This is a genomic window from Stackebrandtia albiflava, assembly GCF_007994225.1.
GTDB lineage: Bacteria > Actinomycetota > Actinomycetes > Mycobacteriales > Micromonosporaceae > Stackebrandtia > Stackebrandtia albiflava.
In genome coordinates, this window is sequence record NZ_VLLL01000005.1 from 2,029,217 (window position 1) to 2,042,692 (window position 13,476).

General features: G+C 71.6%; 13 protein-coding genes and 1 pseudogene. 8 read left to right on the forward strand and 6 right to left on the reverse strand.

All coding sequences use genetic code 11. The annotated features are described in order from the left end of the window. The first annotated feature begins 15 nt into the window (after nt 1-15). Together LX16_RS10390 and LX16_RS10395 are read left to right on the forward strand one after the other, a co-directional pair. Complete coding sequence (locus LX16_RS10390) at nt 16-387, forward strand: DUF5360 family protein (protein ID WP_244615748.1); 372 nt, start codon at nt 16-18, stop codon at nt 385-387. Between the two features lie 143 nt (nt 388-530). Next, the gene (locus LX16_RS10395; RefSeq protein WP_147136682.1) at nt 531-737 is read left to right on the forward strand and encodes a hypothetical protein; all 207 of its coding nucleotides are present in this window, start codon (nt 531-533) and stop codon (nt 735-737) included. A gap of 527 nt (nt 738-1,264) precedes the next feature. Here LX16_RS10395 and LX16_RS10400 read toward each other — a convergent pair. Continuing rightward, a complete protein-coding gene (locus LX16_RS10400; RefSeq protein ID WP_147136685.1) occupies nt 1,265-1,900 on the reverse strand; it encodes a LysE family translocator in 636 nt (211 codons plus the stop codon). Between the two features lie 202 nt (nt 1,901-2,102). On the opposite strand from LX16_RS10400, the gene LX16_RS10405 reads away from it, so the two are divergent. Both LX16_RS10405 and LX16_RS10410 read left to right on the forward strand, forming a co-directional pair. Then, nucleotides 2,103-3,560 carry a S8 family peptidase gene (locus tag LX16_RS10405; protein WP_147136688.1) on the forward strand — a complete coding sequence of 486 codons (1,458 nt, stop codon included), beginning with the start codon at nt 2,103-2,105 and terminating at the stop codon, nt 3,558-3,560. Between the two features lie 85 nt (nt 3,561-3,645). Then, nucleotides 3,646-5,394, forward strand: a complete 1,749-nt coding sequence (locus tag LX16_RS10410; RefSeq protein WP_244615749.1) for a bifunctional 3'-5' exonuclease/DNA polymerase — start codon at nt 3,646-3,648, stop codon at nt 5,392-5,394. 44 nt (nt 5,395-5,438) lie between these two features. On the opposite strand, the pseudogene LX16_RS27540 reads toward LX16_RS10410, so the two are convergent. The 3 genes and pseudogenes from LX16_RS27540 to LX16_RS10425 form a co-directional block, all read right to left on the reverse strand. Continuing rightward, a pseudogene (locus tag LX16_RS27540) lies at nt 5,439-5,858 on the reverse strand (GNAT family N-acetyltransferase); the annotation flags it as partial. An 81-nt stretch (nt 5,859-5,939) separates the two neighbouring features. Beyond that, a complete protein-coding gene (locus LX16_RS10420) occupies nt 5,940-8,276 on the reverse strand; it encodes an FtsX-like permease family protein (protein ID WP_147136695.1) in 2,337 nt (778 codons plus the stop codon). Then, complete coding sequence (locus LX16_RS10425) at nt 8,273-8,968, reverse strand: ABC transporter ATP-binding protein (RefSeq protein WP_211354446.1); 696 nt, start codon at nt 8,966-8,968, stop codon at nt 8,273-8,275. The genes LX16_RS10420 and LX16_RS10425 overlap by 4 nt, the downstream gene beginning before the upstream one ends. 147 nt (nt 8,969-9,115) lie before the next feature. On the opposite strand from LX16_RS10425, the gene LX16_RS10430 reads away from it, so the two are divergent. The 4 genes from LX16_RS10430 to LX16_RS10445 are packed head-to-tail and all read left to right on the forward strand — an operon-like array spanning nt 9,116 to nt 11,752. Beyond that, complete coding sequence (locus LX16_RS10430; protein WP_147136698.1) at nt 9,116-9,928, forward strand: sensor histidine kinase; 813 nt, start codon at nt 9,116-9,118, stop codon at nt 9,926-9,928. Beyond that, nucleotides 9,925-10,605 (forward strand): response regulator, encoded by a 681-nt coding sequence (locus LX16_RS10435; protein WP_147136701.1) that lies wholly within the window; start codon nt 9,925-9,927, stop codon nt 10,603-10,605. The genes LX16_RS10430 and LX16_RS10435 overlap by 4 nt, the downstream gene beginning before the upstream one ends. Before the next feature lie 50 nt (nt 10,606-10,655). Then, complete coding sequence (locus LX16_RS10440) at nt 10,656-11,159, forward strand: RNA polymerase sigma factor (protein ID WP_147136704.1); 504 nt, start codon at nt 10,656-10,658, stop codon at nt 11,157-11,159. Beyond that, on the forward strand, nt 11,156-11,752 hold the full coding sequence (locus tag LX16_RS10445) for a methylated-DNA--[protein]-cysteine S-methyltransferase (RefSeq protein WP_147136707.1): 597 nt from the start codon (nt 11,156-11,158) through the stop codon (nt 11,750-11,752). The genes LX16_RS10440 and LX16_RS10445 overlap by 4 nt, the downstream gene beginning before the upstream one ends. 76 nt (nt 11,753-11,828) lie before the next feature. On the opposite strand, the gene LX16_RS10450 is transcribed toward LX16_RS10445, so the two are convergent. Together LX16_RS10450 and LX16_RS10455 are read right to left on the reverse strand one after the other, a co-directional pair. Then, nucleotides 11,829-12,605, reverse strand: a complete 777-nt coding sequence (locus tag LX16_RS10450; RefSeq protein WP_147136710.1) for an isocitrate lyase/PEP mutase family protein — start codon at nt 12,603-12,605, stop codon at nt 11,829-11,831. Further along, nucleotides 12,598-13,452 carry a hypothetical protein gene (locus LX16_RS10455; protein ID WP_147136713.1) on the reverse strand — a complete coding sequence of 285 codons (855 nt, stop codon included), beginning with the start codon at nt 13,450-13,452 and terminating at the stop codon, nt 12,598-12,600. Before LX16_RS10455 ends, LX16_RS10450 begins: the two co-directional genes overlap by 8 nt. Nucleotides 13,453-13,476: the final 24 nt, after the last annotated feature.

Here is a 13,476-nt window from a genome sequence, read left to right on the forward strand (position 1 = left end):
TGGATCCTCCGAGGCATGTGGACGACCGACATCGGCTTCGCGGTCTACTGGACGGCGGTCGCCACGGGCCTCGTACGACCCTTCGGGCATCCGATACTCGACGACTGGAACTGGTCGTTCCTGGTGCTGGACCTGACCGCCGCCGCGACCGGGGCGTGGGCACTGCGGTCGCTGCGGCGCGGCGGCGACGGCCGGGTGCCCACCGCGGTGTCGCTGGCGTTGACACACGCGGCCGGCGTCACCGCCCTCAACTTCTGGACGCTGCGCGGCGACTTCGACCTCGTCTGGTGGCTGCCCAACCTGTGGCTGACGTGTTTCCCCGTCGTCGCGTTGATCGTCCTGACAGGTCGAGCGCACCACGCCACCGCCCGCACTCACCGACAGTGACGAGTCTCTGTGCGCACTGTAGGCGGATTGTGGGAGCGGCGGGCACAATCCATGCGGTCCCGGCATCCGGGCTCCTCACACATCGACGAAGCCGCCGCGAACCGGCTCCCGGCCGGGTTCCGTCACGACGATCAGGAGAAACCATGAGCATCCTCAACAGACTGGCCGACCGGGCGCTCGCGCGTCTCCTCGCCGACTCCACCGCCGAGGCCGGCGCCGGATGCCCCACCGAGTGCGGCGCCTGGAGCGCCTGCGTCATGAGCCCGGCCCACTGCACCGGCGGCTGGCACCGCAACCGCACCTGTGTGAACTCCGCCTGTAACACCTACACCCAGGTCGGCTGCTGCTGAGCCGCTTCCGGCGGCCCGGCGGGTCCCTCCAGTCCCCGGGCCGCCCCCCCGCACCGGCCGTCGCCGGGCGGGCGGTGTGACCGTCCGGTGATCGATCCGGCATCGTCGAACCCCTCCCCCTCGCCGCCGGAACCGGCGAGGCCCGTCGCGCCGAACAGTCGATGGACCGGCACCTCCGCCCGTGATCTGATCGGACGAACACGAGCCGCCGTATCCGTTCGCCGACGGCGAAAGACACCGCCGCGACGAGACGACCGCGGCATGCGACGGTCACGGACGTCGACGGGAGGACTACGATGCGGACCCTCACCCGTCGCGCCCTCTACATCGGATCGGCCTGGCCCCTCGGAGTCGCGATCGGGTTCCTCTCGGTGGTATGCCATCCGGCGATCGGGCTGCTCTGGCCGTCATCGCCGCCGCCGCGGCCCTGGACGGCCTCCTACAGTCCCGCAGGCTCCGCCGCGAAGCGCCCCACCCCGCCGACCGGCCGTGACACCGGAGCCCGGTCACGACGGCCGACTCGACCGTCACACCCGGTGCGGCTCCACGGCCAGTTTCACCGCGAAACCCGCCAACACGCCGCCCATGACGGCACGCTGCGCGCGCATCCAACCCGGCCGTCCGGTGAGGAACCGGGACAACGACGCGGCCGACAGCATGATCACTCCGTTCACGGCCACCGCCACCGTCACCTGCACCAGGCCAAGCCACAGACTCTGCGCCGCCACCGCGCCCCGTTCCGGTTCCACGAACTGCGGCAGCAACGACACGTACAACATCGCGATCTTCGGATTGAGCAGGTTGGTCACGTACCCCATGGAGAACAACCGCAGTCCCGACACCGGCTTCAACGGGCGGGGCGTGAACGGCGAACCCGCCCCCGGCCGGAACGCCTGCCACGCCAGGTACAGCAGGTACACGGCCCCACCGAACTTCAGGACCGTGTAGGCGACCGGCACGGTCGTGAACACCGCCGTCAGACCCGCCACCGCCGCCACCAGGTAGGTGAGGAAACCCGCCGCGACACCGCACAACGACACGACGCCGGCCCGCCGCCCCTGGGACAACGCCCGCGACACCAGGTAGAACATGTTCGGTCCGGGCATCAACGCCATCCCCAACGCGACGGCCGCCATCCCGGTCACCGCGGTCCACTCCACCATCCGCGCACCCTCCTCCATCGTGAACGGACCGACGATATGCCCGCCACCGGCCGCCCGGCGGGGGATGTGGTCCAACTCTCCACCGAGAACCGACACGCCCGAGGACGGATCGGGGACCCCGCGAGGACGACGTCACCGACACTGTGTGTGACGGGAACACGTCCGTCCCGTCACCTCCACCTCGAACAGGAAGCCCGAGACCATGCGAATCAGTTTCCGGAGTGTGGCCGCGACGGCATCCGCCGCCACACTCCTCGCGGTCGGACTGTCCACCGGCCCCGCCCACGCCACCGGAGAGATCCTCGGCGCCGACTCGCCCGACGCCGTCGCCGGTTCCTACATCGTCGTCCTGGACGACTCGCTCAGCGCCACCTCCACCGCCGACACCGCCGCGTCACTGGCATCCCGGTACGACGCCCACGTCACCCACACCTACACCGCCGCGCTGCGCGGCTTCGCCGCCGAGATGTCCGAAGCGGACGCCGAACGACTCGCCGCCCACCCCGACGTCGCCTATGTCGAGCAGGACGCCCGAGTGAGCCTCGACGGCACGCAGTCCAACCCGCCGTCGTGGGGCCTGGACCGGATCGACCAGCGCAACCTACCGCTCGACGCGCGTTACACCTACCCCAACACCGCCTCCAACGTCCGGATCTACGTCCTCGACACCGGGATCCGCACCAGCCACGACGACTTCGGCAACCCGAGCCGCGCGAGCTGGGGCACCAACACGATCGACGCGAACGACACCGACTGCAACGGCCACGGCACCCACGTCGCCGGCACCGCCGGGGGCGCGGCCCACGGTGTCGCCAAGGCCGCGAAACTCATCGCCGTCAAGGTCCTCAACTGCGCCGGAAGCGGCACGATCGCCTCGGTCGTCGCCGGCGTCGACTGGGTGACGGCCAACGCGGTGAAGCCCGCGGTGGCCAACATGAGCCTGGGCGGCGGCGCCAACACCACACTCGACAACGCGGTCGCCGCGTCCGTCTCGTCCGGGATCGTCTACACCCTCGCCGCCGGCAACAACAACGGCGACGCCTGCGGGCACTCCCCCGCCCGCGTGTCGCAGAGCTCGGCCGCGATCACCGTCGGCAACTCCACCAGCACCGACGCGCGCGCCTCGTCGTCCAACTGGGGGAGCTGCGTGACACTGTTCGCGCCGGGCACGTCGATCACCTCGGCGTGGCACACCGGCGACACCGCCACCAACACCATCAGCGGCACCTCCATGGCGGCACCCCACGTCGCCGGCGCCGCCGCCATGATCCTGTCCACCAACCCCGGCTGGACGCCGCAGCAGGTGAAGACCCGGCTGGTCGACGACTCCACGAAGAACGTCATATCCGACCCCAAGGGCAGCCCCAACCGACTGCTGTACGTCGGTTCGGGTGAACAGGGCACCGCCCCCGTCGTCGACTACGTCTTCTGCGAGAGCGGCAACTGGCGGTTCATCTGCCACATGTCGTACGCCGCCGAGGGCACCGTCACGATCCGGTGGACCTACAACGGGTCCGCGTACCCCGCCGGTGACGGCCGCACCGTCGTCAACGGCAACTGCGCACGCAACAGCAGCCCCCGCGTGACCGTGACCGTATCCAACGCCGCCGGCGCCGACACCGCCTCCACGGTGTTCCAGTGCCGCCAGATCTGGCAGTGACCGACGGGGCGCGGCCGGTCGGGAGACGCCCGCCGGCCGCGCCCGACCACCTGCGGATGTCCCACCCCGGTGGTTGAATCGGCGCGTGTACATCGCCCTCGTCCCCGGCCGCTCCGGAGACGGCTGGTACCTGCGGCTCGACGGGGACGGGGAACCCGTCGGCACCGCCCACCACACCGACGACCTCGCCGCCCGGATCCGGGAACGGGACCACCACGAGACCACGCCGCGCTGGGTGCTCGCCGAGACCCGCCGCGTCTACCCGCCACTGCTGGCCGCCGGCGCCAGGCTCGACCGCTGCCACGACGTCACCCTCGCCGAGGCGATCCTGCTCAGCGCCGAGGGGCACGCCGGGAGGCCACACCACCCGGCCGCCGCCCACGCCCGGCTCCACGGCCTGCCCGTTCCCGATCCCGAACCGGTCCACGTCGACGACGGCGCGCTGTTCGACACCCGCCCTCCGGCCGACCCGCGACGCACCCTCGACATGCTCGTGGAGGTGCACCGCGACCAACTGCGGCGCACGAGGACTCACGGCCCCCGGCTGGCCCTGTTGACGGCCGCCGAGTCCGCCGGAGCGCTCGTCGCCGCCGAGATGACCCACCACGGCCTCCCCTGGCGCACCGACGTCCACGACGCCGTCCTCACCGAACTGGTCGGCCCGCGTCCCGTGAAGGGCCTGCGTCCCAAACGGCTTCAGGCACTCGCCGACCGGATCGGCGACGCCTTCGGCCACCACGTCAACCCCGACTCACCGCAACAGGTCGTCGAGGCGTTCCACGCCGCCGGGCACCCCGTGGACACCACACGCGCCTGGGAACTGCGACGCGTCGACCACCCCGCCGTCGCCCCACTGCTCACCTACAAGGAACTGTCCAGGGTGTACACCGCGCACGGCTGGAACTGGCTGCGCGACTGGGTGTCGGACGGCCCGGCCGGTCCCGCCTCACCCGCCAAACGGTTCCGGCCCGAATACGTCGTCGGCGGAGTCGTCACCGGCCGCTGGGCCACCGACGGCGGCGGCGCCCTCCAGATCCCCAAGGCCGTCCGGTCGGCCTGCCACGCCGACCCGGGTTGGAGTCTCGTCGTCGCCGACGCCGCACAACTGGAACCGCGGGTCCTGGCGGCCATGTCCCGAGACGACGCCATGGCCGCCGCCGCAGGTGCCGACGACCTGTACGCGGCGCTCGCACCCACCTTCGGAGGCAGCAGGCAGGACGCCAAGATCGCCCTGTTGTCGGCCATGTACGGCGGCACCGCCGGCAACGCCACCGCGTTGCTGACGGTACTGCGACGCCGATTCCCCCGCGCGCACCGCTACGTCGAGACCGCCGCCCGCACCGGCGAGACCGGCGGCCTGGTCTACACCTGGCTGGGACGCGGCTGCCCACCGCCGTCCCAGCGCTGGTGGAGCGCACGCACCGAGTCGACCCGCGCCGGGCGTGATCGGGGACGGTTCACCCGCAACTTCGTCGTCCAGGGCACCGCCGCGGAATGGGCGATGGCGATGATGGCGCTGCTGCGCACCGGTCTCCACGACGAGTCCCTCGGCGAACTCGTGTTCTTCCAACACGACGAGATCATCGTCCACTGTCCCACCGAGAACGCCCCCGCCGTCGTCGAGCTGATCCAACCCTGCGCCGACGCCGCCACCCGGCTGCTGTTCGGCGACACACCGGTGCGCATCCCGCTCAACGCCAAGACCGTCCAGAACTACGCCGAGGCGAAGTTACCGTCACCCGGAGCCACGACGCACACGTCCCGGCGCGGCGTCACACGCGGATCCGTCGCCAACCTCGCGTGCGACTCCACGTCGAACCGCTCACCGCCGTAACACAGCTTCTCCCGCTCCACGCCCTCGGAGAAGAACCCCGCCCGCGCCGCGACCCCACCCGACGCCGGATTGTTCACGCGATGCCCCAACTCCAGGCGGTGAACCCCCGCCACGTCGTGAACCCACGGGACCAGCGCCGCCAACGAATCGGCGACCACGCCACAGCCCCGCGCCCGCGACGCCAGCCAGTACGACACCCAGCCGCAATCGTGCCGGTCGATACCGGTGACCGCGATGTTCCCCACCGGGACGTCGTCGGCGGCGGTGATCGCGAAGGCGAAACCACTGTCACGGGACACCAGGCCGCACGCCCAGTCCAGCCACCGGTTGGCGCTGGCGTCGTCGACGATCGGTTCCGCCGCCTGCTGCGCCATGTCCGGCGTCGCGAACGCCTGCCTGACCGCCGCCACGTCACCACGACGCCACGGCCGAAGAATCAAGGGAGTCTCCCGGTCGAAACGCATAAGCCACTGTCACATGCGGCGACCCCGCCCGGGGGGCCGGTCGGCGCGGTTGTGACCGCCGCACCGACCCGCCCCCGGCCGTCATTCGGTACGCAGGGCGGTGGCGATCGGTGCCCGCGCCGCGGCCCGCGCCGGCAGGTACGCACCCGCCGCGGCGATCAGCACACCGGCCACCGCGGGCAGGACCAACATCGGCGCGTCCCACACCCGCAGTAGCGACACCGGAACGTCCAACGCCGCCGCCTCGGCCGCGACCGGCACCACCACCGCGTGAACCGCCACCCCCAGCCCGATGCCGACCACCCCGCCGACCACGCCCAGCCACGCCATCGAGGTCACCATCATGGTCGTCACCTGGCGCGGCGTCATCCCGATCGACTTCAGCACGCCGATGTCGCGGCGGCGTTCCCGCGCGTTCAACACGACGGTGTGGAAGACGCCGAGGGCCGCCACCGTCCCCAACAACACCGTCACGGTCGTCGACAGTCCCGCAATGGTGACGGTGTAGGAACTCGGGCCGCCCTCCACCCTCGGGATCAGGCCGGGGTCGGCCGCCGTCACGGCGGCGGCGTACGCGGCGGGGTCCGTGTCCGGCGCCAACCGCACCTCGTACTGCACCCGGCGGTCGAGGTCCACGTCGACCGGTCCCAGCCGGGCCAGGGTCGACACGTCGCCGTACAGGACGGCGTGGTCACCGCCCATGATCATGCCGACCACCCGTACCTCGGTGCGGGAGTCTTCCACCGCGACCACGAAGCGGTCGCCCACGGCGATCCCGCGCTCACGTGCCAGGCGGGACGTCACCACGACGTCGCCCGGCGCGGTGAACCACTCCCCCTCCACCAGCTGCTCCGGGTAACCCATCACGGTCGAGTCGCCGCGAAGGAACTCGGCGTCGATCCCGCCGTTCATCCCGACGACGGTCACCGGCACGTACAGGTTCGCCACGACCTCGACCACACCGGGCAGTCCACCGAGCAGCTCCCGCGAGCCCTCACCGTTCTGCGACGGCGCGACCTCACCCACCTCCGGGTCACCCGGAAGGACCCGCACCTGCACCGCCTCCGACCTGGCCGACACCTCTCCGTGGTTCACGACCGTCACGACCAGTCCCGTCGCCAGGGACGCCGTGGTGATCCCCAGCACGATCGCCGCCAGCGTCAGGCCGGTCCTCCCCGGCCGCGCCAGCGACAACCCCAGTCCCAGGCTCATCGCGCGCGGCAGCCGGCGACCGGCCAGCCACCGTTGCGCCCGCGCCGCCCGGCCGTCACGGGGGAGCGCGCCGGCACTGATCGTCTCGGTGGCCGAAAGCCGCCGCGCCCGCGACGCCGGAACCGCCGCCACGGCGGCGACCAAGGACGGCACCCCCAGGAGCACCGCAACGTCCACCCACCGGTCCGCCGACACCACGCCCAGACCCGACGCCCGGAACGACTCCGACAGCAGCAGTTGCGCCCCGACGTCGCCCAGCACCGTGCCCGGTACCGTCCCGGCGACCGCCGGGATCGTCACCATCAGGAGATAGACCCACATCACCTGCGAGGGCGTGAATCCCAGCGACTTCAACACGCCGATGTGCCGCATCCCCGACACCACGGCGCCGCCCACCACGTTGGCCACCATGAGCACCGCCACCACCAGGCCCAGGATCCCGAACGCGGTCAGGAACACCACGTAGCGGCCCGGTCCCGCCGACACCGACTCCTTCACCACCAGATAGGACTGCGTCGCCGCCACGGCGTCCTCCGCCGGGCCGGCCGTCGCCGACGCCACACCCTGGGCGACCTGTGCCGCGGTGTCGTGCGCCGAGAAGCGGAACAGCATCTGCGCGGCCGTCGGCCGCCACCGCGACACCTGCTCCGGAGTCGCCCAGGCGTCCGCAGACCGGCTCAGGCTGTGGGCGTAACCCACGATCGTCAAGGCCGCACCGTCCGGCCCCTCGAAGGACACACCCTCCGGGTGGAAGTCCTCCCGGTCGTACGACGGCGGCCGGTTCAACACGATCTCACCCGGCCGCTGCGGCCACCTGCCCTTCCACAGGTCGAGCCGGTCCACGTCCCCACCGGGGGACGCCCTGCCCGCCACCGTCAACGGGCCGCCCATCATGCCCGGTATGTCCACTCCGTACGGTACCCGCACGACCGTCACACCGAACGGCCCCGCCGCGGCCGTCACACCGCTCGCGTCAGCCGTGGCCGCCACCTCGTCCACCGACGCGGCGGCCAGATCGAACGTCACCACCGCGTGCGCGCCACGCTGCTGTTCGAAGGCCCGCGCGAACGGCCCCGACGCGGCACTGACCAACGCCAACGCCACCACCAGGGTCGCGCTCGACAGGAACACCACCACGCCGATGATCACCGTCTGCATCCGGCGGCGACCGACCGCCGCCCTCGCCACCCGCCACGTCGCGGTCACGCCGCCGCCTCCAGCCCTCGCTCGGAGACGATCCGGCCGTCGGACATCTCCACCAGCCTGCCCGCGCACCGCGTCGCCAACCCCCTGTCGTGAGTCACCAGCAGAAGGGTCTGACCGATCTGGTTGAGGTCCAACAGCAGATCCATCACCTGCTCCCCGGCCCGACTGTCCAACGCCCCGGTCGGCTCGTCGGCCAACAGCAACGCCGGACGGTTCATCAACGCCCGTGCCACCGCCACCCGCTGCCGCTCACCACCGCTCAACACCGACGGGTACACGTCGGCACGGTCGGCGATACCGAGCTCGTCCAGCAGCTCCCGGGCGCGCCGCCTCGCCTGCGACGCCGGCTCCCCCGCCAACTGCGCCGCCAACGCGACGTTGTCGAGCGCGGGAAGGTCGTCCAACAGGTTGAAGAACTGGAAGACCATCCCGATCCGCCGCCGCCGGAACAACGCCCGCCGTCTCTCGTTCATCGCACCTAGGTCCTCCCCGTGCACCACCACCGAACCCGCCGACGGACGATCCAGACCCGCGATCAGGTTCAACAGCGTCGACTTGCCGCAACCCGACGGACCCATCACCGCGACGGCCTCACCCTGGTGGATCCGCAGGGACACGCCGTCCAACGCCACCGTGTCGCCGTACTCCTTGCGCAGGCCGTCCACCCTCACCACGGGCGGGGCCTCATTCATCTCCATCACGCCCCCGACGCTAAGCCGCACCGCCACCCGGTACATCACCCCGGCGATCCCACTTCCGGGCCGGGTCATCCCCCGGATGTACTCACGACCACCCACGGAACGATGCGCCCGGCCCGGACCGTCTGCCACAGTTGACCGGTGTGGCGATCCGATACCGGCTGGCTCCCGGCCGCCCTGGCGGCGGCCGTCGCCGCCACCCTCGTCCTGGCGATCGCACTGGCCCACACCCGGCGCCTGCACCGACGCGCCCTCGAACGGCAACGCTGGCTGCTCGAACGCGAACACCAGCACACCACCCGCGTCGCCGTCGACGCCGAACGCGCCCGGATAGCCCGCGAACTCCACGACATCGTCAGCCACAACGTCAGCCTCATGGTCGTCCAGGCCAACGCCGCGAGAGAGGTCCTCGACACGATGCCGCGAGAAGCCGCCGGCGCACTCACCGCCGTGGAGACCGCAGGACGTGACACCATGACCGAACTACGTCACCTGCTCGGTGTACTGGCCCCCGACCAGAACGGCGAAGACGACGACCCGCCCCTCGCTCCACAGCCCGGCCTCGACCAGCTCGGCCGGCTCGTCGACCGGATCGCCTTCGCGGGACTACCGGTCGAGGTCCGCATCAGCGGCGAACCCCACCCACTCCCCACCGGAATCGACGTCACCGGATACCGCATCGTGCAGGAGGCCCTCACCAACGCCCTCAAGCACGGCACCGGAGGCGAGGCGGAGGTCGCGATCAAGTACACCCGGCACCACCTGCGCGTCGAAGTCCTCACCACCGGACCCAGCGTCCTCAACGGCGACCCCGCCACACCGGGCACCACCACCGGCCGAGGACTGACGGGCCTCCACGAACGAGTATCCGTCTACGGTGGAGTGTTCGACGCCCGGCGACGACTCGGCGGCGGATTCCGCGTCCGCGCCCGGATACCACTGCGACGACCATGACGACACACCCCGCACCCCGAGTGCTCATCGCCGACGACCAGGAACTGGTCAGGACCGGATTCCGGATGATCCTCACCTCCCGGGGCATCACCGTCGCCGGAGAGGCCGCCGACGGCCTCCAGGCCGTCGAGGCCGCGACCCGGCTACGCCCCGACGTCGTCCTCATGGACATCCGGATGCCCCACCTCGACGGCCTGGAGGCCACCCGCCGCACACTCGCCGCCGTACCCGACTGCCGCGTCGTCATCCTGACCACCTTCGACCTCGACCGGTACGTGTACGCGGCACTGGCGGCCGGAGCCAGCGGCTTCCTCCTCAAGGACGTCACCTCCGACCACCTCGTCGCCGCCGTCCGACTCGTCGACACCGGCGACGCCCTACTGGCACCGTCCATCACCCGCCGCCTCGTCGAGAGGTTCGCCGCCGCCGACCGGATCCCCGGCGAACCACACGCCGTCCACCGCGACCTCGCCGCGTTGACACCACGCGAACTCGAAGTCCTCGGCCTACTCGGCAGAGGACTGTCCAACACCGAACTCGCCGGACTACTCGTCCTCAGCGAGGCCACCGTCAAGACACACGTCGCGCGCATCTTCACCAAACTCGGCCTCCGCGACCGGGCACAGGCCGTCGTCGTCGCCTACGAGACCGGCCTCGTATCACCGGGCGACCGGTGACGACGGCCACCCGACCTCACGTTCCCACCCCGCCGGGCGACTACAGGGCGATGAACGACACGACACCATTCGCACACGCCGTCCACAGGCACGGCACGACGGTGCTGCGAGTGTGCCGCGCCGTACTCGGCCCGGGACAGGACGCCGAAGACGCCTGGTCCGAGACGTTCCTGGCGGCGCTACGCGCCTGGCCCGACCTCGCCCCCGACACCCACATCGAGGCGTGGCTGGTACGGGTCGCACGACGCAAGGCCGTCGACGTCATCCGGACCCGGGCACGACAGGCCGTACCCACCGACCGGATACCCGAGACCCCCTCCGACACCGACGACCCCCAACACCACGACCGCGACGTGTGGGCCGCGGTCGCCGCACTCCCCGAACGACAACGCCTCGCCCTCGCCTACCACTACCTCGGCGGCCTACCCCACACCGAGACCGCCGGCATCATCGGCGGCACACCCGACGCGGTCAGACGCGCCGCCGCCGACGGCCTCAGAACACTCCGACGCACCCTGCCCCACGACGACACACCGAAAGGACCGTCCCGATGAACCACGACGACACCGCGCTCTTCCCCGTCGACACCGACACGCTCACCCGCCTCCACCACCGGCTCGCCCGCACCGCCGACGCCGAAGGCCTCCTCGACGTCACGTACCACCTCGTCGACAGCCCGATCGGACGGCTACTGCTCGCCGCCACCGACACCGGACTCGTCCGCGTCGCCTTCGAAAGCGAAGGAGTGGACCGGATCCTCCAAGACCTCGCCACACACCTCGGCCCCCGCATCCTCGCCGACGACACCCGCCTGCGGACCGCGGCGACCCAACTCCACGAGTACTTCCGCGGCGAACGCCGCGAATTCGACCTGCCGCTGGACCACCGGCTCTCAACCGGATTCCGAGGCACCGTCCACCGGATCCTGCCCCGAATCGGTTACGGACAGACCCGCTCCTACTCACAGGTCGCCGCGCTCGCCGGAAACCCCCGGGCCGTACGGGCGGTCGGGACGGCGTGCGCCACCAACCCGCTGCCCATCGTCGTGCCCTGCCACCGCGTACTGCGCGCCGACGGCACCACCGGCGGCTACGTCGGAGGAACCGACGCCAAGGCCACCCTCCTCCGACTGGAGAAGGCCGCGTGACCACCCCGGGCCGCAGGCGACATCGAGACCAACCCGGCGGCGGGCGACGCCCCGCACCACACGAGGCGGCGCCCCGTCACCCCAAACCCGCCACCAGATCCTGCACCTCCCCGTAACCCGGCGCCCCCACCACCGCGCCCCCGTCGCGGACCGCCGTCGCGGTGCCGACCACCGCCCGCAACGCCGACCTGAACAACAACGACCCGGTACTCACCCTCGCCACCCCCAGACCCGTCAACTCCGCCACGTCCGGCCCCTCCGGCGAGAACAACACGTTCAACGGCGCCGCCACACCCGCCACCAACGCCGCGACATCCGCGGCGGTCACCGCCCCGGGCACGAACACACCGTCCGCCCCCGCCCGCACGTAACGCGCCGCCCGCTCCAACCCGGACTCCAACGGATCCTCCACACCACACCAGAACCCGTCCGTGCGGGCGTTGACGAACAGATCCGGGCTGCGACGCTTCACCGCCGACACCACGGCCGCATGCCGCTCCGCCTCCACCAACACACCACCGGGCCGACCGTCCTCGATGTTCACCCCCGCCACACCAAGGCCCGCCAGATACGCCACGAAGTCCGCCACCTCCTCCGCGTCCTCGCCGAAACCACCCTCGACGTCGACGGTCACCGGCACCGGAAGCCTCACCAGCGACCGCGCCAAGGCCACCGTGTGCTCCCGCGTCACCCCCGCACCGTCGGGAACGCCGGCGGCGGCCGCCACCCCCAGACTCGTCGTCCCGACCGCCTCGAACCGCGCCTCCACCAGTACCGCCGCGGACGCGAAATCCCAGGCGTTCGGCAGCAGCAACGGCACGGCACCGTGATGAAGCGCATGGAAGTCACGCATCGCAGACCACCTCACACCGCACCGGCACTCGGCCGTCACCGCCGGAGGCAAACCCCACGTCCACGACCCGCCACGCCCGCTCCTCCAACGCCTCACAGACACCCACCGCCAACGCCACGGCGTGCGCCGCCCCCGGACACCCGTGCGCGCCCGCACCGAACGGCAGACCCGTCAGATCCACGCCGACCACATCACCCGCGGCCAACCCGACACCACCGGCGCGGACCGGCACCGACACCCGCCTGACCGTCGACCGCACCGGCTGACGGGCCCGCAACACCTCCGCCACCACGTCCGCGGGCCTCACATCCGAAGGTCCACCCGCCACCGCGACACCGATCAACCCCGCCGTCGCCTCACACGCCTGCGCCAGCACCCCGATCGCGGCGGCGGTGGACTCGTCGGCGACACCGCCGAAGGCGGCGACCAAGGCCGCCACCCCGGCATCCGCCGCGGCGTCGGCGGTACCGGCGAGGTAGTGGGCCGCCACCGCCCGGACCGCCGCCACATCCGGGCGGGCCAGGCCGATCGCCTCACCGAGGACGGTGACCGGCACGTCCCGGGCGATCCGCGACATGACATCACAGGGGACACCCACGGTCAACCGGTCGCGGGTCTCCTCACGTGCCCGCGCCCGCAACACGTCGAGGTCCAGCGGCGCCAGGAGCCGCACCGCGGCCTCGCGTCTACGGGCGTGATCGGCGCCGTGCGAGAAGCGCGCCACCGAGTGCCGCAGCCAGCGGAGTCCGCCGACGGGCCCCGGCTCGGCGGGCGGCGGAACGAAGGACGATCCGGTGAGGACGTCGACCGCATCGGGTCCCGTGACGACATGAGAAACGGAGGTCATGCCGACACCGTAGGGCCGGAACAC

Coding starts and splice junctions, on each gene's coding strand:
- LX16_RS10390 (WP_244615748.1), top strand. CDS start 16: ATGTGGACGACCGACATCGGCTTCGCGGTCTACTGGACGGCGGTCGCC.
- LX16_RS10395 (WP_147136682.1), top strand. CDS start 531: ATGAGCATCCTCAACAGACTGGCCGACCGGGCGCTCGCGCGTCTCCTC.
- LX16_RS10400 (WP_147136685.1), bottom strand. CDS start 1,900: ATGGTGGAGTGGACCGCGGTGACCGGGATGGCGGCCGTCGCGTTGGGG.
- LX16_RS10405 (WP_147136688.1), top strand. CDS start 2,103: ATGCGAATCAGTTTCCGGAGTGTGGCCGCGACGGCATCCGCCGCCACA.
- LX16_RS10425 (WP_211354446.1), bottom strand. CDS start 8,968: ATGAATGAGGCCCCGCCCGTGGTGAGGGTGGACGGCCTGCGCAAGGAG.
- LX16_RS10435 (WP_147136701.1), top strand. CDS start 9,925: ATGACGACACACCCCGCACCCCGAGTGCTCATCGCCGACGACCAGGAA.
- LX16_RS10440 (WP_147136704.1), top strand. CDS start 10,656: ATGAACGACACGACACCATTCGCACACGCCGTCCACAGGCACGGCACG.
- LX16_RS10445 (WP_147136707.1), top strand. CDS start 11,156: ATGAACCACGACGACACCGCGCTCTTCCCCGTCGACACCGACACGCTC.
- LX16_RS10450 (WP_147136710.1), bottom strand. CDS start 12,605: ATGCGTGACTTCCATGCGCTTCATCACGGTGCCGTGCCGTTGCTGCTG.
- LX16_RS10455 (WP_147136713.1), bottom strand. CDS start 13,452: ATGACCTCCGTTTCTCATGTCGTCACGGGACCCGATGCGGTCGACGTC.